The following is an 18,332-nucleotide window of genomic DNA, read 5'->3' as shown; positions in this document are numbered from 1 at the left end:
CGTTCCTTGCGGCCCGCTCTCTGGCGGGATACCGCGTCATAGCTGTCCATCAGCGCGACATCCCGCTGCTGGCCTTGCGCTGGTCGAAGCGGCCGTCCTCGAGGAAATAGAACTCGCCGAATCCGGGGTCGTACTTGCGCAGGCCCTCGCCCGGCAACGTCGGCAACGCGGCGTTCGCCGCCAGCGGCTGGACCAGGTGCGGGGTGACGATCATCAGCAGTTCGCGGTCGTCCTTGTCCAGGTTCGAGGAACGGAACAGCGCGCCGATCACCGGGATGCCGCCGAGGAAGGGGAACTTGTCGACGTTGCTGATGGTGCTGCTGCTGATCAGCCCGCTGATCACGAAGCTCTCGCCATCGGCCAGCATCACGCTGGTGTCGGTGCGCCGTACGGTCAGGGCCGGCACCGCGATGTCGTTGGTGCGGATGCCGCTGCTGAAATCCAGCTCGCTGACTTCCGGTGCCACTTTCAGGGCGATCCGCTTGTCGCTCATCACCGTGGGGGTCAGGGTCAGGCGGACGCCGAACTCCTTGTACTGGATGGTGATGTTGTCGTTGTCGCCGTTGGGTACCGGGATGGGAAACTCGCCGCCGGCGAGGAACGAGGCACTCTGCCCACTGGTCGCCACCAGGCTCGGCCGCGCCAGGGTGTAGGCGAAGCCGCTGCCCTCCAGGGCGTTGATGAAGCCCAGCCATTTGCTGCTGCCGCCGCCCCAGATGATGTTGAAGCCGCTGTTGGCCGTGCCGAACCTGCCGCCCAGGTTGCCTGCGCTGTCGAGCTCCAGGCCGCCCAGGCTGCCCGGCGACCCGAGCACGAAGGTATTGGAGCCCCTGCGCACCAGCGACGTACTGGCCTGCTTGAGCTTGCTGCGGCTGACTTCGACGAAACGGATGTCGGTCTGCACCTGGTTGGACAGGCCGGCGGCGAGGTTGCCCGGCAGACCGCCGGCATCGGCAATCGCCCGCGCGCCGACCCGCACCACGCTGCTCATGGGTTTGTCGCTGCAGCCGGTCCAGATCAGCAGGCTGGTCAGGCCCTCGGCCTTGCCGGTAACGAGAAAGTCACGCTTGTCGATCACCTGCACATCGGCGATGTTCGGATCGCCGATGGCCAGGCGTTTGATCGGTACCGGCAGTTGCTGGTCGAGCTGGGCGCCCTGCTCGACGTCAAGGTTCAACGGCTGACCGGCGAATCCGGCGCAGGCGCTCGGCACCGCCTGTGCGGCGGAGTGGACGGCACAGGCCAGAAGCGCGGCCAGCGACAGAACGAAGCGCTTGGACATCGATGCACTCCTTGCTCAATGTGCTTCACGGGTAACGGTGGTGCCGCGGTAGACCACGACGCCCGGACTCACCGCCGGCGCCGAGACCTGGCGCACGACCGGCGCGGAGCGGGCCTTGCCGAGCAACTGTTCGAGGGTGATCGGCTGGCTGCCGGAGGCATTCAGCGACGCCTGGATGTAGCGCCCCTGCTGCTCCTTCTCGTAGAGATTCTCGTCCTTGCTGCGTACCGCCAGGCGCAACGAGCCCGCCTGGCTGGCCAGCATCAGCCGGGAAGCGGATTCGGCCGGCACGGCCAGTACGGCGGTGCGGGGCGGGCGCGGTGTCTTGTCCTTCGACTCGGCGCCGCTGCGCGCCTGGCCATCGCTGGCGACGGCGATCTGCTCGCCATAGGTGAGGACGCGCACGCCGGGCAGCACCACCTGGGCACTCACCACACGCTCGGCGTTCCGCTGGTCCTGGACGAAGAGCATGACGTCGACGTAATCGCCGGGGAGCACGAAGCCGCCGCCGCCAATCACCTCGTCCACCGCAATGGCCATAGCCCGCTCGTCCGGGCGGATGGTCCGCGCCAGGGGGCCGCCCGGCTCCAGCAGGGCCCCGGAAAGAATGCTGCCGGCCGGCACCGCGACCCAGACCCGCTGGCCGATCAGCGCCTCGGGCTTGGGATAGCTGCCCGCCGGGGCGGTATGCAGCATCTCGATGGCGAGGTCATCGTTGCCCATCACCGTCAACGCCGGGAGGTCGCGGCGAGCCACCACCACGGGCGTGCGCTGCAGCTTGTCCGCCTCGGCCATCGCCGCCGGCGCAACGTCCTTCACCGCGCCAGCGACGGGCGCCGCCGACTTGCCCACCGACAATCCCAGATAACCCACGACACCTGCACACAACAACAACAGCCCGGCGAAAACCATCAGCACCTTGCTATTCATGTCCACATCCTTGGCGTTATCGGGATGAGTGAACCTGGCGGTCCACTGGCTGATCGGAAGTCACGACACCGGCCGTTGCCGAGATACGTCCTTCAGACCTTTATTGTTGTTTCGACCCGACGAGGCGGTTCGATAAGAACCTTTCCTCATAATTGGTTCCTGCTTGTTCCAAAGCAGAATTTAGTAGCTGCGGTAATAGCGTCAAATACCGACGAGAAATTTCCAATCCTCAGATAGTTCTACTTCGCCATGACTATAACTTTAGTATTAGCGCTATTTGATCAATTGCATTCCGCCATACGACGCCTAGCCTGACGGTGAAGTCGGGGCGCCGCCCCGGTGGTCTGTGCAAGGAGCAACCGCGATGAATCTGAGTATCAAAGACCTGTCTCTGAAGTTGTATTGCAAGGCCAAGGCATTCGCTTTTGACAGAGAGGGTGCGACCGCCATCGAATATGCTGTCATCGCCGGATTGATCGCGGTAGTCATGATCGCAGCAGTTAAAGTAATCGGTGGCGATGTCAACAGCATCTTCGAAAACGCCCACACCAAACTGACCACACCCTGAAATTTATACTCCAGAGTGCTTACCCATATTCCCGCGAATAGTCGCGGGAATATTTCTTTGCGTTCCTGAAAAAACTCCACAACCTTCCTAAAGTTCTGCCGCACATGGCCGATACATCCTGCCTACCCCTTCGTTCCACCTGCAGGATGCTTTACCGATGCTTCGTTCGCTGTCCTTCGCCAAGAAGATCCTTCTGGCGGCCTCCCTCGTGGTCATCTTCGCCTTCGCCTGCTTCATCCTCTTCAACGACTTCCGTCAACGTGAAGCGATCCACGCCGATACCGACGCCTACCTGAGCGAACTCGGCAGCCTCACCGCCAGCAATATCCAGAGCTGGCTGGAGGGTCGCATCCAACTGGTGGAAAGCGAAGCCGCGCAACTGGCAGACCAGGAACCGACACCCGAGCGCATCCAGCACGTGCTGGAACAGGCGGTATTCCAGAAGAACTTCGAATCGGTCTACCTCGGCGAAGCCGCCAGCGGCGTGTTCACCATGCGCCCCTTCTCGCCGATGCCCGATGGCTACGACCCACGCACCCGCGGCTGGTACAAGGACGCCGTGGCCGCCGGCCGCCTGATCGTCACCGAGCCCTTCCTCGACGCCGGCACCGGCGAGCAGATCCTCGCCATGTCCATGCCGGTGATGCGCAACGGTCAACTGGTCGGCGTCGCCGCCGGCGACATGAAGCTGGAAACCATCACCGCCATCATCAACTCCCTGAAGTTCGACGGTGATGGTTATGCCTTCCTGGTCAGCGATGCCGGCAAGATCCTGCTGCACCCGGACAGCCAGTCGATCTTCAAGAGCCTGGCCGACATCTACCCGCAGGGTGCCCCGAAGGTGCAGGCCGGCGTGCAGGAAGTCAGCCTCGACGGCAAGGACCAACTGGTGTCCATGACTCCGGTGAAAGGCCTGCCAGGCGTGACCTGGTACGTCGCCCTGGTGCTGGACAAGGACGCCGCCTACGCCATGCTCAGCGACTTCCGTACCTCGGCCATCATCGCCACGGTCATCGCCATCGTCGCCATCCTGTTCCTGCTGGGCATGCTGATCCGCGTGCTGATGGCCCCGCTGACCGACATGGGCCGCGCCATGCAGGATATCGCCCAAGGCGACGGCGACCTCACCCAGCGCCTGAAAGTCGCCAGCAACGACGAGTTCGGCGTGCTGGCCAACGCCTTCAACCGCTTCGTCGAGCGCATCCACGAGTCGATCCGCGAAGTAGCCTCCACCGCACGCAACCTGCATGACGTCTCGCAACTGGTGGTCAACGCCTCCAACTCGTCCATGAGCAACTCCGACGAGCAGGCCAACCGCACCAACAGCGTCGCCGCGGCGATCAACGAACTGGGCGCCGCCGCCCAGGAAATCGCCCGCAACGCCGCCGATGCCTCGCACCACGCCACCGATGCCTCGCACCAGGCCGGCGACGGCCGCCAGGTGGTCGAGCAGACCATCAGCGCGATGAACCAGCTCTCCGACAAGATCAGCTCGGCCTGCGCCAACATCGAGGCGCTGAACAGCCGCACGGTGAACATCGGGCAGATTCTGGAGGTGATCAAAGGCATCTCCGAGCAGACCAACCTGCTGGCCCTCAACGCCGCCATCGAAGCGGCCCGCGCCGGCGAGGCCGGTCGTGGTTTCGCCGTGGTGGCGGACGAAGTGCGTAACCTCGCCCACCGCGCCCAGGAGTCGGCGCAGCAGATCCAGAAGATGATCGAGGAGCTGCAGGTCGGCGCCCGCGAAGCCGTGGACACCATGACCGAGAGCCAGCGCTACAGCCTGGAAAGCGTGGAGATCGCCAACCGCGCCGGCGAGCGCCTGGCCAGCGTCACCCACCGCATCGGCGAGATCGACTCGATGAACCAGTCCGTGGCCACCGCCACCGAGGAACAGACCGCCGTGGTCGACTCGCTGAACATGGACATCACCGAGATCAACACCCTGAACCAGGAAGGCGTGGAAAACCTCCAGGCCACCCTGCGCGCCTGCGCCGACCTGGAAAACCAGGCCGGCCGTCTGCGCCAGCTGGTGGACAGCTTCCGCATCTGATTCCGACGGAAACGAAAAGGCGCCTTTCGGCGCCTTTTTTGTTCGCGAGCAAGCTCGCTCCTACGAGGTTCAACCTGAGCTGTAGGAGCGAGCTTGCTCGCGAACCGCCCAGCGCCAATGCCGCCAGTAAATCCGCTCTCGCAGGAACGATGGGGGCGCCCAGCCCTACCGTTCGTCCCCCTGTCTCAAGCTTTTCCCCGGCGTGCCGACAGCAAAGATGAAGGTCCGCGAGAACAACGAAACCAGGCGGACCCGATATCACCGCCGGCACATGGGAGTGCCGGCCCCGCTCGCCCGGCTACCCGCCGAGCCGGCTTCGTCCGTTCCGTATCACCACACGGGCGGGCGCACCCTGGCGACATCGGACCTGTCGCCCGGCCCCACGCCGTTCTGGCATCCCACTACCTCCGGACTCGACGCAGCATGATCAAGAGCCTGAAATTCAGCCATAAGATCCTCCTGGCCGCCTCGCTTGTGGTTTTCTCCGCGTTCACCCTCTTCACCTTCTACAACGACTACCTGCAGCGCAACGCGATCCGCGACGATCTCGAAGACTACCTGCGGGAAATGGGCGAAGTGACCGCCAGCAATATCCAGAACTGGCTGAGCGGCCGGCTGCTGCTGATCGAAAGCACCGCCCAGACCCTCGCCCGCGACAGCGCTCCCGAACAGCTCGCCGGGCTGCTGGAACAGGACACCCTGCGCAAGACCTTCAACTACACCTACCTGGGGCAGCAGGACGGCACCTTCACCATGCGGCCGAACGATGCCATGCCCGACGGCTACGACCCACGCACCCGGCCCTGGTACAAGGACGCCCTGGCCGCCGGCGGCACGACCCTGACCGAGCCTTACATCGATGCGGCGACCCAGCAACTGGTCATCACCATCGCCACCCCGGCCCGCGCCGACGGCAAGGCCCTCGGCGTAGTGGGCGGCGACCTGGGCCTGCAAACCCTGGTGCAGATCATCAACTCGCTGGACTTCAGCGGCATGGGCTACGCCTTCCTGGTCAGCGGCGACGGCAAGATCCTCGTGCACCCGGACAAGAGCCTGGTGATGAAGACCCTGGCCGATATCTACCCGCAAAATACCCCGAAGATCGGCGGCGGCTTCAGCGAAGCCGAACTCAACGGCCAGACCCGCATCCTCAGCTTCACCCAGGTGAAGGGGCTGTCGTCGGTGAACTGGTACATCGGCCTGTCCATCGACAAGGGCGCCGCCTACTCCATGCTGAGCAAGTTCCGCACCTCGGCCATCGTCGCGGCGGCCATCGCCATCGTCGCCATCCTGTTCCTGCTGGGCATGCTGATCCGCGTACTGATGGCCCCGCTGACCGACATGGGCCGCGCCATGCAGGATATCGCCCAGGGCGACGGCGACCTCACCCAGCGCCTGAAAGTCGCCAGCAACGACGAGTTCGGCGTGCTGGCCAACGCCTTCAACCGCTTCGTCGAGCGCATCCACGAGTCGATCCGCGAAGTGGCCTCCACCGCGCGCAACCTGCATGACGTCTCGCAACTGGTGGTCAACGCCTCCAACTCGTCCATGAGCAACTCCGACGAGCAGGCCAACCGCACCAACAGCGTCGCCGCGGCGATCAACGAACTGGGCGCCGCCGCCCAGGAAATCGCCCGCAATGCCGCCGATGCCTCGCACCATGCCACCGATGCCTCGCACCAGGCCGGCGACGGCCGCCAGGTGGTCGAGCAGACCATCAGCGCGATGAACCAGCTCTCCGACAAGATCAGCTCGGCCTGCGCCAACATCGAGGCGCTGAACAGCCGCACGGTAAACATCGGCCAGATTCTGGAGGTGATCAAAGGCATCTCCGAGCAGACCAACCTGCTGGCCCTCAACGCCGCCATCGAAGCGGCCCGCGCCGGCGAGGCCGGTCGCGGCTTCGCCGTGGTGGCCGACGAGGTGCGCAACCTCGCCCACCGCGCCCAGGAGTCGGCTCAGCAGATCCAGAAGATGATCGAGGAGCTGCAGGTCGGCGCCCGCGAAGCCGTGGACACCATGACCGAGAGCCAGCGCTACAGCCTGGAAAGCGTGGAGATCGCCAACCGCGCCGGCGAACGTCTGGCCAGCGTCACCCACCGCATCGGCGAGATCGACTCGATGAACCAGTCGGTCGCCACCGCCACCGAGGAGCAGACCGCCGTGGTCGACTCGCTGAACATGGACATCACCGAAATCAACACCCTGAACCAGGAGGGCGTGGAAAACCTCCAGGCCACCCTGCGCGCCTGCGCCGACCTGGAGAACCAGGCCGGACGGCTGCGGCAGTTGGTGGACAGTTTCCGTATCTGATCGGTACGGACATGAAAAAGGCGCCTTCGGGCGCCTTTTTGTTGTTCGCGAGCCAGCTCGCTCCTACAGGCCCAGCGAGCCTTGTAGCTCGCGAACCAACCCATCAACGCCGCTTGCTGCCGCCCAGCAGCGCGCCCATCAATCCGCGCACCAGTTGCCGGCCAATCTGGTTGGCCGCCTGACGCACCACGGTCTTCGCCGTCTGGCTGGCCAGGGTCCCCAGCAGTTCGCCGGCCAACCCGCCGAGGTCACTACCGATGCCCTTCTCCTCCGGCTTGGACTCCGTCGGCGCCATCTTGTCGTCAGCGCGGCCGGTCAGGCGTTCATAGGCCGACTCGCGGTCGATCGGCTGGTCATAACGGCCAGCCAGCGGCGAGCGGCGGACGATCTCGGCCCGCTCGGCGTCGGTCAGCGGGCCGATGCGCGATTGCGGCGGCGCCACGGCGACGCGCTGGACCATCGCCGGCGTGCCCTTCTCCTCCAGCGTGCCCACCAACGCCTCGCCGATGCCCAGCTCGGTCAGCACCTTGAGGGTGTCGAACGCCGGGTTCGGGCGGAAGCCGTCAGCCACCGCGCGCAGCGACTTCTGCTCCTTGGCGGTGAACGCGCGCAGGCCGTGCTGGACGCGCAGGCCAAGCTGCGCCAGAACGTCGTCGGGCAGGTCGCTCGGCGACTGGGTGACGAAGTACACGCCCACCCCCTTGGAACGGATCAGCCGCACCACTTGCTCCAGGCGGTCCTGCAGTGCCTTGGGCGTGCCGTTGAACAGCAGGTGCGCTTCGTCGAAGAACAGCGCAAGGAGCGGCTTGTCGGCATCGCCACGCTCGGGCAGTTGCTCGAACAGCTCCGCCAGCAGCCAGAGCAGGAAGGTGGCATAGACCTTGGGCGCGTCATGCACCAGCTTGCTGGCGTCCAGCAGGTGGATGCGGCCACGACCATCGGCCTCGGGGCGCAGCAGGTCTTCCAGTTGCAGCGCCGGCTCGCCGAAGAAGTCCTCGGCGCCCTGCTGCTCCAGCAGCGCCAGGCGCCGCAGCAGGGCCTGGGACGAAGCGCCGGTGAACAGCGCACGGTCTTCGCCGAGGATTTCCGGGTGCTCCTTGAAGTGGTTGAGCAGCGCCTTCAGGTCCTTCAGATCGAGCAGCAACAGCCCCTCACGATCCGCCACCTTGAAGGCGGCGAACAGTGCGGCCTGCTGGCTCTCGGTCAACTCCAGCAGGTTGGCCAGCAGCAGCGGCCCCATCTCGGACAGCGTGGTGCGCAACGGATGCCCGGACTTGCCGGCGACGTCCCACAGGCTCACCGGGTAGGCCTTGGGGGTGTAATTCAGCCAGGGCATGCTGGCGATGCGCTCGGCCACCTTGCCCTGCGGGTTGCCGGCGGCGGCGATACCGCACAGGTCACCCTTGATATCGGCGGCGAAGACCGCGATACCGGCGTCGCTGAAGGACTCGGCCAGGCGCTGCAGCGTAACCGTCTTGCCGGTGCCGGTGGCCCCGGCGATCAGGCCGTGACGGTTGGCAAGCTTCCAGGCTTGGCCGACCGGCTGGCCGTCCGGACCCGCACCAATGATCAGTTCGTTCGTTGCTGGCATCCGTCATTCCCCGTCAATGGATGGTCGCGGTGGATCGTCCGCTAAGACTGGCGCGTCACGCAACACTGCGCAAACCGGCGTGCTCAGACTTTGAAGACGTGTTTGAGATAATGAAGGAAGTTTTCGTCCTTGCACTGGGTCTTGCCCGGCGTATCGGAAATCTTCGCCACCGGGTGGCCATTGCAAGCGGTCATCTTCAGCACGATGTTCATCGGCGTCGCGTCAGGCACATCGCAGGTGAAATGGGTACCGATGCCGAAACTGACATCGATACGCCCCCGCAGCGCCCGGTAGATTTCCAGCGCGCGCGGCAGGTTCAGGCCATCGGAGAACACCAGGGTCTTGCTCCGTGGATCGATGCCCAGGTGCTCGTAGTGTCGGATGGCCTTTTCCGCCCACGCCAGCGGATCGCCCGAATCATGGCGCAGGCCGTCGAAGAGCTTGGCGAAATACAGGTCGAAATCGGCCAGGAACGCCTCCATAGTGATGCAATCGGTCAGGGCGATCCCCAACTGGCCACGGTACTCGCGAACCCAGCAATCCAGTGCGGCGGCCTGGCTGTCGATCAGCCTCGGGCCGAGCTGCTGGTGCGCCATCAGCCATTCGTGGGCCATAGTGCCCAGGGGTTTCACCTCCAGCATGCGCGCCAGGTGCACGTTGCTGGTGCCGACGAAATGACCGGGGAAGCCGTCGCGCAAGCCCCGTACCACGGCCTCCTGCACCGGATAGGAGAATCGCCGACGGGTGCCGAAATCGGCCATCTTGAAACCGGCCAGTTCCTCGGCGCTGGCCTCGCCACGCAGCCAGTCGAGCTTCTCCTGCAGGCGATCGCACACTGCCGCCAGCGAGGCGCCCGGATAACGGTGGCGGTTGCGCACCTCGCTGATGGTGGCCAGCAGCGGCACTTCGAACAGGATCACATGCAGCCAGGGGCCCTTGAGGCGAAGGTAGAACTCGCCATTCTCGACGCCCAGTTGCACATAGCAGGGATTGAAGCGAAACAGGCCAAGGAAGCGGATGAAGTCCGGCTTGAAGAACGGAATACGCTCGAGAAAAGCCAGCTCCTGGGGCGCGAACGACAGCTCCGCCAGGTACTCGATCTGCTCACGCACGGGGTCGAGGTAGGCTCGCAGGTCTTCGTCGTTGCGACAGCGAAACTCCCACTCCACCTCGGCATTGGGGTAGTTGTGCAGCACCGCCTGCATCATGCTCAGCTTGTAGAAGTCGGTATCCAGCAGGTTCTGCACGATCCGCCGGGAAAATGCGCTGTCGCTCATGCTCGTCTCATTGCAGGCTTCGAACCGGCAGTCTAAACCCGTCGCCCATAAAAAACCCCGCCGCAGCGGGGTTCTCGTCAGATACGCGAAATCAGCGCGATTGCGCGACTCCGCCCTGCGACATACCGAACATGAACAGCAGCAGGTCCTGATCCGGACGGACGACCTGTTTTGCACGCATGTTGGGCGGAACCGGACAGGTATCCAGATCGGCCCTGCTGGAAATGACCGAGGGAGAGGGTTCATGCCAAGCCGCCCCCGCAAGGGTGGCCACCCCGAGCGCGCCGAGCAGGAGCAAACTTCGCGTAATTTCTAACTTCATGTCTGCAACCCTTTGATGGCGCTGCCAAACGCCGCTTGGTAACCATAGACAAAGGCTTGCCACTGCGCCTCTGTCCACGACGAACGGCGTTTCACCTGGCGGAGGTCGTGACGCGCGGCGCGTTGGGCGCTGAAGCGTCGGCGAGCCTTCTCCATGTCGATCAGCGCCACATCGATCTTGTCACCGTCCACCCGCACGAAGACGTGCTTGAGGTACAGGCAGCCATGCTGCCAATGGCCGGCGTTAAGCTTGGCGAGGGTACTACCGTATTGTTGCAGAATGCGTTGATGCAGCGTTTCGCCCCAACGTTCGCGGTCGCCGCGGGCGTAGCAGTCTTCCAGGCTGGCGAATCCGTCGAGGGATTCGGTGACCAGCAGCGCCTGCCATTCGCCGTTGACCTTGCGGCAACCGGCGTAGACCAGGGTCGGCACCTTCACGCCCAGGGCCTCGGCGGCCTTCAGCGCGTCACGCTCACGAATGGCAGTGGGATAACCGAAGGGGTGCAGCAGGTCGCGATAGATGTGCCCCATCTGCTGCTTGCGGTACAGCATGCGCCCGTCGGAAGTCAGGACGCGCTGCACACCGCTTTCGCCGCCGCGCCGCCGATTCGGTTCCTCTACCCATTTGCCGGGAATCTGCAACCAGCGATCGATAGCGTTTTCACCGGAAATTTGCTGCAGAGATGCCAGATCAGCGGCCATTGTTATTCCTTACGCAAAATGTAGACCCGCCACATGTGGATGAACGGGACGAAATCGATGTGATCCTGAACCTTGAAACCAGCTTGGCGGAACTCCGCCTCGATGGTCTTGGCCGGAATCACGAAACGGTTCTGGTAGTCATGCTTCTTGCGAGAGGCTTCGGCACGCTTGCGTTTCCAGGACTTGAAGTTGCCATCCACCCACATCGACAGGATCACCGTGTCGCGAGTGACGCGGTGGAACTCGCGCAGCATGGTCCGTCGGTCGTTCACGTCGCCGATGTGGTGCATCAGGCGCATCGAGAAGATGCTGTCGACGGCGTTGTCCGGCAGATCGATGGCAAACGCCGAAGTCTGCAAAGGTCGGACGCGTTTTACAACCTCTTCCGGCTGCCCGGCGCACGCAACCGCGATCATGTCCGGCGAATTGTCGGCGCCGATGATCACGCGGTTTTCCTTTTCGGCCAGCATCGGCCAGAAGCGCCCTGCACCGCATGGCAGGTCGAGCACCAGATTGGGCTGACCGGCGAGCTTGAGTGCCTGGCGGGCGACTTGGACATCCCGCCAGTGAGAAAGTTTCCGCGACAGTCCGGCCTGATGCTTGCGCAGATAGCGTTCAGCATGCTCACGGTCGTATTTCTGGGAAAATTCCAGATCGACGATTTTTTCGCTCATCGGGTGTTTACCTATCCCATTTTTCAGGTCGAACGATATGAACCAGCCTGTCACAGCCGGGTCATGCACTTGTGAAGATTTCGTCAAACAACGGCTAGGCGAACTTCGAAGCGACAGCCGTGCGGCTCCACCGGACGGAGGCTGACGTCCCAGCTCTCCGAGGCGCAGATACGCTTGACCAGCGACAGCCCCAGCCCAAGCCCCTCGCCACGCGGGTTCGAGCCACGCACGAACGGCTGGAACACCCGCTCACGCTGCTCTTCGGGAATTCCCGCGCCGGTGTCCTCGACCCAGAATCCGGTCGTGGAAAGTTGTAAGCGGATGCTGCCGGTTTCGGTGTAATGCATCGCATTGCGCAATAAATTGCTCATCACGGAGCGCAGGAAGGGAGCATTGAACTCACCGTGCATGGCATCCGTGCCACTGAACTCCAGCCTTAATCCTTTCGCTTCAATCGGTTCGCGCCACTGCGCCACCAGTTCCTCGGCGATCTGTCGCAAGCCGGCCTGCGGGACGATCCCCATGTCCTTGCGCTGCGAGCGCGCCAGCAACAGGAAGGTCTGCACCAGGTCGCGCATTTCCTCGCAGGCACTGGTCATCCGCGCCAGTTGGCTGCGGGCCCTGGCGCTCAACCCGGGCTCCTCGGTCAGCAGCTCGCAACTGGTGGCGATTACCATCAGCGGCGTCCGCAATTCGTGGCTGACGTCGCTGGTGAAGAGTTTTTCCCGGGTCAACACGTCGTGCAGGCGGCCCATCGCGTAATCGAAGGCCGCCGCCAGCTCACCCACTTCGTCATTGGCGTAGTCCGGCGCCATCGGCGGCGCCAGCTCCAGCAACTGGTCGCGGTGGCGCACCTGACGCGCCAGGCGGGCCACGGGTTCCATGACCTTGCGCGACAACAGCCAGCCCAGCAGGCCGGCCAGCGTCAGGCTGAGTACATAGCCGGTCACCACGGCGGCATAGAGAATCTGCTCGCGCGCCTCGAAATCGCTCTGGTCCTGCAGCAGCACGAAGCGCCGGCCGTCCTCATCGCGCACCAGCGCGTGGAAGGACAATTCGCCGTCGAACACCTCGTGGAAACCGTCATCCAGGCGGCGCAACGCCGGTGGCATCGCATACACACCCTGGCCATCGCTGATGAAGAAACGCATGCCGGGATCGAGCTTGGGTGTCTGCCCGGTTTCCAGGTCTTCCTGGAGAATCCGATCGAGTTCGCCGCCCAGATCGCGGGAGATCAGCCGCTCCTCGACGACGTGGACCACCCCGACGATTCCCACCGAAAAGAGCCCGCCGACCGCGGCGGTCATGAGTACGAAGGCAAAGACAATCCGTCGGGAAAGGCTCTGCTTATACTCCATGCGCTTCCTCCGCCAGCTTGTAGCCGACGCCGTGCACCGTGTGCAGCAGGGAGGAGTCGAAAGGCTTGTCGATCACCTGGCGAAGCTGGTGGACATGGCTGCGCAGGCTGTCGCTGTCGGGACAGTCATCGCCCCAGACCGCTTCTTCGAGTACGTCTCGGCGAACCACGTGGGGGCTCTTCTGCATCAGCACGGCCAACAGCTTCAGGCCGATGGGGTTGAGCTTGAGCGGCTTGCCGCTGCGGATCACTTCCAGCGTGTCGAGGTTGTAGCTCAGGTCGCCGACCTGCAGCTCGCGGCGGCCACCACCCTGGCTGCGGCGCAGCACCGCTTCGATGCGGGCGGCCAGTTCGGAGAGCGCGAAGGGCTTGAGCAGGTAGTCGTCGGCCCCGGAGCGGAAGCCCTGCAGGCGGTCATCCAGTTGGTCACGGGCGGTGAGCATGATCACCGGCGTGTCGCGGCGGGCGTCCTCGCGCAGGCGGCGGCACAGCGTGAAACCGTCCAGCCCCGGCAACATGACGTCGAGCACGATCAGGTCGTAATGGGACGTGGCCGCCAGGTGCAGCCCGGAAAGCCCGTCCTGCGCGCAATCCACCGTATACCCCTTGAGTCCGAGGTAGTCGGCCATATTGGCCAGAATGTCCCGATTGTCTTCAACCAACAGAATGCGCATGTGCTCTCCTCCGAAGTGCACCCTAGCCTATCTCCCTTAAATGGAACTTAAGCGGGTTTGACACAAATTTCACATTCGATTGACGACGGAGTTACACCGTCGGGAGGAGCATGACAGCCGCCGCGCCATATCGCGGCATCATCCACTGGCAGGAAGCCGTGGTCCGCCGTGCCGTCCTGGAGCCTCCATGCCTGACTCGATTCCCTCGTACCGCTCTCGTCCGCTGAACCTCTGGCTGATGCTGGCCCTGCCCCTGGCACTGGTTGCCCTGCTGCTGATGTTCGAGCCGGTCACCCTCGACCTGACGCTTGCCCAGTGGATGTATCGCCCCGGCGAAGGCTTCATCGGGCGCCACAGCTGGTTCCTCGAGAACATCCTGCACGACCGCGCCAAGCAATTGGTCATCCTCCTCAGCGTTGCGGCGCTGGTCGCCTGGCTGGGTGGCTTCTTCTACGCACCGCTGCGCCCGTACCGCCGGACGCTGGGCTACCTGGTCCTGGCGATGGGCATCGCGGCGAGTATCGTCACGCCGCTGAAGGCGCTCACCGCCGTGCAATGCCCCTGGGACCTGGCGCAGTTCGGCGGCAAGGAAATCTACAGCTCGCTGCTCAGCCACCGCCCGCCGACCGATCATCCGGGCCGCTGCTGGCCGGGCGGCCATGCCTCCTCGGGGTTCGTGCTGTTCGCCCTGTACTTCGCCCTGCGCGACCGCAAACCGCGCCTGGCCCGCTACGCCTTCTGGTTCGCCCTGGGCCTTGGCTGCGTCTTCTCCGTCTCGCGCATGCTGCAGGGAGCGCACTTCCTGTCGCACAACATCTGGACGGCGCTGTTCGACTGGCTGATCTGCCTGGGCTTCTACGCCCTGCTGCTGTACCGGCCGGCCACGCAGCCGGACGCAGCCGTCTCCGCCAACCTGACGACAGCGGACAGCCCCTGAGCGCGGCTCAGTCGTCCACGCCGGTGACGCCGAACTCGATCGGCGTCTTCACGTAGAACAGTTGGACCCCTGCCTGGCGGATCGCCTCGAATATCCGCTCGGACTCATCCTCGCTCACCGCCATAGTGACTTCCTGGGGCTGGTCCGCCAGTTCGAAGAAGTGCACGTAGTGAATCCGGCCGGTCTTGCCGAACCCTTCGCTCGCCGTTATCAGGGTGGCGCCGCGCACGCCCTGGCGCCGCGCCTCTTCCAGCAACCACTGGGCCAACGGCAGCCCGGCGTGCTTGCGATCCTGCTGGGTGAAGAACTTCAACTGGAAACCGTTCATGCCTATCTCCCCGCCCTTATCGGCCCATCAGCCAGTGGACCGACAGCAGGCCCAGCATGGTCATCAGCAGCGAACCCGCCAGATGCGTGGCGATCGCACCCAGCGCCCAGACCAGACGCCCCTGCTGCAGCAGAACCACGATTTCAGCGGAAAAGGTCGAAAAGGTCGTCAGGCCGCCACAGAAGCCGGTAATGATCAGTAATCGCCATTCTGGCGCCATGCCGGGCATATTGGCGAAGAAAGCGATGGCCGCACCGATGATGTAGCCGCCAACCAGGTTGGCGACCACCGTGCCCGGCGGCATGGACGGCAACAGCGAGTTGAGCTTGAGCCCGAGCACCCAACGCAGCACGGCGCCAAGGGCGGCTCCCAGGGAGACGGCGAGAATGGATTTCCACATGGTCCTGTCCTTGGGGAGGGGGGCTGGACAGGCTGCAGGCGAGCGCCTACGCGCCTTTCCAGGTTTATGCGTAGGCATCATCAGCCACGAGGGCGGTTGAAGGAGGAATGCCATCTCCTGCCGCGCAGTCTGGCATAACCGCCGCCCATGAAAAAGCCCCGCCTAGGCGGGGCTCCTTCTTACAGCAGGGGTTACATCATACCGCCCATGCCACCCATGCCGCCCATGTCCGGCATGGCCGGAACAGCCTTGTCGTCGATCACTTCGGCAACCATCGCCTCGGTGGTGACCATCAGGCCGCCGATGGAAGCAGCGGCTTGCAGAGCCGAACGGGTGACCTTGGCCGGATCGAGGATACCCATCTCGATCATGTCGCCGTACACGCCGGTAGCAGCGTTGTAGCCGAAGTTGCCCGAACCCTGCTTGACCTTGTCGACCACTACGCTCGGCTCGTCGCCGGAGTTGGCAACGATCTGGCGCAGCGGCGCTTCAACGGCGCGACGCAGCAGAGCGATACCGACGTTCTGGTCTTCGTTGTCGCCCTTCAGGCCTTCGATGGCTTGCAGAGCACGAACCAGAGCGACGCCACCGCCAGGAACCACGCCTTCTTCCACAGCAGCGCGGGTAGCGTGCAGGGCGTCTTCAACGCGGGCTTTCTTCTCTTTCATCTCGACTTCGGTGGCAGCGCCGACCTTGATCACGGCAACACCGCCGGCCAGCTTGGCCAGACGCTCTTGCAGCTTCTCACGGTCGTAGTCCGAGGAGGTCTCTTCGACCTGCTTGCGGATCTGCAGGACGCGGGCTTCGATATCAGCCTGGGCGCCAGCGCCGTCGATGATGGTGGTGTTTTCCTTGCTCAGGACGACGCGCTTGGCGTTGCCCAGGTGCTCCAGGGTGGCGCCTTCCAGGCTCAGACCGACTTCTTCGGAGATGACGGTGCCGCCGGTCAGGATGGCGATGTCCTGCAGCATGGCCTTGCGGCGGTCGCCGAAGCCCGGAGCCTTGACGGCCGCGACCTTGACGATGCCACGCATGTTGTTGACGACCAGGGTAGCCAGGGCTTCGCCTTCGACGTCTTCAGCCACGATCAGCAGCGGACGGCCGGCTTTGGCAACGGCTTCCAGGACCGGCAGCATTTCGCGGATGTTGGAGATTTTCTTGTCGACCAGCAGCAGCAGCGGGCCTTCAAGCTCGGCCACCATGGTGTCCGGCTTGTTGATGAAGTAGGGGGACAGGTAGCCGCGGTCGAACTGCATGCCTTCTACGACGGACAGCTCGTTTTCCAGGCCCGAGCCTTCTTCAACGGTGATCACGCCTTCCTTGCCAACCTTTTCCATCGCTTCGGCAATGATGTTGCCGATGGAGTCGTCGGAGTTGGCGGAGATGGTGCCGACCTGGGCGATGGCCTTGGTGTCGGCGCACGGCTTGGCCAGATCCTTGAGCTGGGCAACGATGGCGATGGTCGCCTTGTCGATGCCGCGCTTGAGGTCCATCGGGTTCATGCCGGCAGCGACGGCCTTCAGGCCTTCGTTGACGATGGCCTGAGCCAGAACGGTCGCGGTGGTGGTGCCGTCACCGGCAGCGTCGTTGGCCTTGGAGGCAACGTCTTTCACCAGTTGGGCGCCCATGTTCTCGAACTTGTCTTTGAGTTCGATTTCCTTGGCAACGGAAACGCCGTCCTTGGTGATGGTCGGAGCACCGAAGCTCTTGTCCAGGATGACGTTGCGGCCTTTCGGGCCCAGGGTCGCCTTGACCGCGTCGGCCAGGACGTTTACGCCGACCAGCATTTTCTTGCGAGCGGAATCGCCGAACTTAACTTCTTTGGCAGCCATGTTCTGTTTCCTCTAAATCGAATTCGGTGGGGAGTGGACGGACTGAAATCAGTCTTCCAGGACGGCGAGGATCTCGGACTCGCCCATCACCAGCAGTTCTTCGCCGTCGACCTTGATGGCGTTGCTGCCGGAGTACGGACCGAAGACCACCTTGTCACCGACCTTCACGGCCAGGGCGCGAACTTCGCCGTTGTCCAGGACACGGCCGGCGCCAACAGCGACCACTTCACCGCGGTTCGGCTTCTCGGCGGCGGAACCCGGCAGCACGATGCCGCCTGCGGTCTTGGTCTCTTCCTCGCTGCGACGGATGACGACGCGGTCATGCAGAGGACGAAGCTTCATAGTCGTAACTCTCCCAAACTGTGGTTTCCAACGGCCGGATCGGTGCCCGGCGGGTTTTATTGAAGCCGGCGGTGCCGGTTTGCGTCCCGACTGGCGAGACGCGTAAAGAGCAGCCTGTCCGTGTGACAGGGACCTTGCGGTGACCGGTACATAAGGTCGCCACAAGGCATTTCAAGTGTGTGACCAAAAAAATTTTGCTAACGGAGGGTGCCTCGGGTGGCTGAAACCGCCCGAAGCTCAACGCAGGCGGTCGCGGTCTTCCTCGCGGCGCTGGTATTCGCCTTCGATCACGCTGGGGCCGCTACGGCGCTGGGCGGCCGGATCGTCGGCGAAGGCGCGACGGCGCTCGGCCTGCTCCTGCATGCGCTGACGCACGCGGCCGAGCATCAGGCGGCGGGTGAAGGGGATCAGGCAGAAGAGACCGAAGACGTCGCTGATGAAGCCCGGCAGCATCAGCAGGCCGCCGCCCAGGGCGATGACCAGGCCTTCGAGCATTTCCTGCTCGGGCAACTCGCCGCGATTCAGCCGCTCGCGGGCCCGCAGCGCGGTGGCGACGCCGGCCACGCGCAGCACCGCGGCGCCGATGAAGGCGCCGGCGATGATCAGCAGGAGGGTCCAGCCCACGCCGATCACGCTGCCGACCTTGATCATCACGGCCAGCTCGATCAGCGGGAACAACAGAATCAGAAACAGGGGAACTCGCATCGATGAATCCTTAGCGGGGCGATTGCCCGGATAAAGGCTAGGTGGC

At 64.0% G+C, this 18,332-nt stretch carries 18 protein-coding genes and 1 riboswitch; of the genes, 4 read left to right on the top strand and 14 right to left on the bottom strand.

Going from position 1 to position 18,332, the window contains the following annotated elements:
- Window positions 1–49 precede the first annotated feature (49 nt).
- Both ACYCAX_RS09695 and cpaB read right to left on the bottom strand, forming a co-directional pair.
- Window positions 50–1,282: a type II and III secretion system protein family protein gene (locus tag ACYCAX_RS09695; protein ID WP_460247871.1), complete on the bottom strand. Its 1,233-nt coding sequence runs from the start codon at window positions 1,280–1,282 to the stop codon at window positions 50–52.
- A 15-nt stretch (window positions 1,283–1,297) separates the two neighbouring features.
- Window positions 1,298–2,212, bottom strand: coding sequence for a Flp pilus assembly protein CpaB (gene cpaB, locus ACYCAX_RS09690; RefSeq protein ID WP_460247870.1), 915 nt, complete (start codon window positions 2,210–2,212; stop codon window positions 1,298–1,300).
- Between the two features lie 376 nt (window positions 2,213–2,588).
- Here cpaB and ACYCAX_RS09685 point away from each other — a divergent pair, with 376 nt between their 5' ends.
- From ACYCAX_RS09685 to ACYCAX_RS09675, 3 genes are all read left to right on the top strand, one after another.
- Window positions 2,589–2,780, top strand: a complete 192-nt coding sequence (locus ACYCAX_RS09685; RefSeq protein WP_294971461.1) for a Flp family type IVb pilin — start codon at window positions 2,589–2,591, stop codon at window positions 2,778–2,780.
- Window positions 2,781–2,937: 157 nt separating this feature from the next.
- Window positions 2,938–4,833, top strand: coding sequence for a methyl-accepting chemotaxis protein (locus ACYCAX_RS09680; RefSeq protein ID WP_015475913.1), 1,896 nt, complete (start codon window positions 2,938–2,940; stop codon window positions 4,831–4,833).
- A gap of 423 nt (window positions 4,834–5,256) precedes the next feature.
- Entirely contained in the window at window positions 5,257–7,146 is a 1,890-nt protein-coding gene (locus tag ACYCAX_RS09675; RefSeq protein WP_460247869.1) for a methyl-accepting chemotaxis protein, read from the top strand.
- Window positions 7,147–7,249: 103 nt separating this feature from the next.
- Here the strand turns inward: ACYCAX_RS09675 and ACYCAX_RS09670 are convergent, their stop codons facing one another.
- The 7 genes from ACYCAX_RS09670 to ACYCAX_RS09640 all read right to left on the bottom strand — a co-directional run bounded on the left by ACYCAX_RS09670 (window position 7,250) and on the right by ACYCAX_RS09640 (window position 13,742).
- The gene (locus ACYCAX_RS09670) at window positions 7,250–8,737 is read right to left on the bottom strand and encodes a helicase HerA-like domain-containing protein (protein WP_294971391.1); all 1,488 of its coding nucleotides are present in this window, start codon (window positions 8,735–8,737) and stop codon (window positions 7,250–7,252) included.
- A gap of 83 nt (window positions 8,738–8,820) precedes the next feature.
- A complete protein-coding gene (gene pncB / locus ACYCAX_RS09665) occupies window positions 8,821–10,014 on the bottom strand; it encodes a nicotinate phosphoribosyltransferase (protein WP_294971389.1) in 1,194 nt (397 codons plus the stop codon).
- A gap of 91 nt (window positions 10,015–10,105) precedes the next feature.
- Window positions 10,106–10,336, bottom strand: a complete 231-nt coding sequence (locus tag ACYCAX_RS09660) for a hypothetical protein (protein WP_460247868.1) — start codon at window positions 10,334–10,336, stop codon at window positions 10,106–10,108.
- Entirely contained in the window at window positions 10,333–11,037 is a 705-nt protein-coding gene (locus ACYCAX_RS09655; RefSeq protein WP_015475909.1) for a lipopolysaccharide kinase InaA family protein, read from the bottom strand. The genes ACYCAX_RS09660 and ACYCAX_RS09655 overlap by 4 nt, the downstream gene beginning before the upstream one ends.
- Window positions 11,038–11,039: 2 nt before the next feature.
- Window positions 11,040–11,711: a class I SAM-dependent methyltransferase gene (locus ACYCAX_RS09650; protein WP_015475908.1), complete on the bottom strand. Its 672-nt coding sequence runs from the start codon at window positions 11,709–11,711 to the stop codon at window positions 11,040–11,042.
- 83 nt (window positions 11,712–11,794) lie between these two features.
- On the bottom strand, window positions 11,795–13,069 hold the full coding sequence (locus tag ACYCAX_RS09645; protein WP_460247867.1) for a sensor histidine kinase: 1,275 nt from the start codon (window positions 13,067–13,069) through the stop codon (window positions 11,795–11,797).
- Complete coding sequence (locus ACYCAX_RS09640; RefSeq protein WP_015475906.1) at window positions 13,059–13,742, bottom strand: response regulator transcription factor; 684 nt, start codon at window positions 13,740–13,742, stop codon at window positions 13,059–13,061. The genes ACYCAX_RS09645 and ACYCAX_RS09640 overlap by 11 nt, the downstream gene beginning before the upstream one ends.
- A gap of 187 nt (window positions 13,743–13,929) precedes the next feature.
- Between ACYCAX_RS09640 and ACYCAX_RS09635 the strand changes: the two genes are divergently transcribed.
- Entirely contained in the window at window positions 13,930–14,679 is a 750-nt protein-coding gene (locus ACYCAX_RS09635; protein ID WP_460247866.1) for a phosphatase PAP2 family protein, read from the top strand.
- 7 nt (window positions 14,680–14,686) lie between these two features.
- Here the strand turns inward: ACYCAX_RS09635 and ACYCAX_RS09630 are convergent, their stop codons facing one another.
- From ACYCAX_RS09630 to ACYCAX_RS09610, 5 genes are all read right to left on the bottom strand, one after another.
- A complete protein-coding gene (locus ACYCAX_RS09630) occupies window positions 14,687–15,007 on the bottom strand; it encodes a DUF190 domain-containing protein (RefSeq protein ID WP_015475904.1) in 321 nt (106 codons plus the stop codon).
- A gap of 16 nt (window positions 15,008–15,023) precedes the next feature.
- A complete protein-coding gene (gene crcB, locus ACYCAX_RS09625) occupies window positions 15,024–15,407 on the bottom strand; it encodes a fluoride efflux transporter CrcB (RefSeq protein ID WP_294971373.1) in 384 nt (127 codons plus the stop codon).
- 64 nt (window positions 15,408–15,471) lie between these two features.
- Window positions 15,472–15,534, bottom strand: a riboswitch (Fluoride riboswitch).
- A gap of 64 nt (window positions 15,535–15,598) precedes the next feature.
- Window positions 15,599–17,239, bottom strand: coding sequence for a chaperonin GroEL (groL, locus tag ACYCAX_RS09620; protein ID WP_015475902.1), 1,641 nt, complete (start codon window positions 17,237–17,239; stop codon window positions 15,599–15,601).
- A 48-nt stretch (window positions 17,240–17,287) separates the two neighbouring features.
- A complete protein-coding gene (locus tag ACYCAX_RS09615) occupies window positions 17,288–17,581 on the bottom strand; it encodes a co-chaperone GroES (protein WP_009617968.1) in 294 nt (97 codons plus the stop codon).
- Between the two features lie 237 nt (window positions 17,582–17,818).
- The gene (locus ACYCAX_RS09610) at window positions 17,819–18,286 is read right to left on the bottom strand and encodes an FxsA family protein (protein WP_015475901.1); all 468 of its coding nucleotides are present in this window, start codon (window positions 18,284–18,286) and stop codon (window positions 17,819–17,821) included.
- Between the last annotated feature and the right edge of the window lie 46 nt (window positions 18,287–18,332).

The sequence above is a fragment of the Pseudomonas sp. MT3 genome, assembly GCF_054720805.1.
The sequence above is the reverse complement of the archived record's forward strand: the minus strand, read 5'-3'. Positions and strand labels throughout refer to the sequence as shown.

Coding starts and splice junctions, on each gene's coding strand:
- ACYCAX_RS09635 (WP_460247866.1), top strand. CDS start 13,930: ATGCCTGACTCGATTCCCTCGTACCGCTCTCGTCCGCTGAACCTCTGG.
- ACYCAX_RS09655 (WP_015475909.1), bottom strand. CDS start 11,037: ATGGCCGCTGATCTGGCATCTCTGCAGCAAATTTCCGGTGAAAACGCT.
- ACYCAX_RS09675 (WP_460247869.1), top strand. CDS start 5,257: ATGATCAAGAGCCTGAAATTCAGCCATAAGATCCTCCTGGCCGCCTCG.
- ACYCAX_RS09680 (WP_015475913.1), top strand. CDS start 2,938: ATGCTTCGTTCGCTGTCCTTCGCCAAGAAGATCCTTCTGGCGGCCTCC.
- ACYCAX_RS09650 (WP_015475908.1), bottom strand. CDS start 11,711: ATGAGCGAAAAAATCGTCGATCTGGAATTTTCCCAGAAATACGACCGT.
- cpaB (WP_460247870.1), bottom strand. CDS start 2,212: ATGAATAGCAAGGTGCTGATGGTTTTCGCCGGGCTGTTGTTGTTGTGT.
- ACYCAX_RS09670 (WP_294971391.1), bottom strand. CDS start 8,737: ATGCCAGCAACGAACGAACTGATCATTGGTGCGGGTCCGGACGGCCAG.
- ACYCAX_RS09630 (WP_015475904.1), bottom strand. CDS start 15,007: ATGAACGGTTTCCAGTTGAAGTTCTTCACCCAGCAGGATCGCAAGCAC.
- crcB (WP_294971373.1), bottom strand. CDS start 15,407: ATGTGGAAATCCATTCTCGCCGTCTCCCTGGGAGCCGCCCTTGGCGCC.
- ACYCAX_RS09660 (WP_460247868.1), bottom strand. CDS start 10,336: ATGAAGTTAGAAATTACGCGAAGTTTGCTCCTGCTCGGCGCGCTCGGG.
- ACYCAX_RS09615 (WP_009617968.1), bottom strand. CDS start 17,581: ATGAAGCTTCGTCCTCTGCATGACCGCGTCGTCATCCGTCGCAGCGAG.
- pncB (WP_294971389.1), bottom strand. CDS start 10,014: ATGAGCGACAGCGCATTTTCCCGGCGGATCGTGCAGAACCTGCTGGAT.
- groL (WP_015475902.1), bottom strand. CDS start 17,239: ATGGCTGCCAAAGAAGTTAAGTTCGGCGATTCCGCTCGCAAGAAAATG.
- ACYCAX_RS09695 (WP_460247871.1), bottom strand. CDS start 1,282: ATGTCCAAGCGCTTCGTTCTGTCGCTGGCCGCGCTTCTGGCCTGTGCC.
- ACYCAX_RS09610 (WP_015475901.1), bottom strand. CDS start 18,286: ATGCGAGTTCCCCTGTTTCTGATTCTGTTGTTCCCGCTGATCGAGCTG.
- ACYCAX_RS09645 (WP_460247867.1), bottom strand. CDS start 13,069: ATGGAGTATAAGCAGAGCCTTTCCCGACGGATTGTCTTTGCCTTCGTA.
- ACYCAX_RS09640 (WP_015475906.1), bottom strand. CDS start 13,742: ATGCGCATTCTGTTGGTTGAAGACAATCGGGACATTCTGGCCAATATG.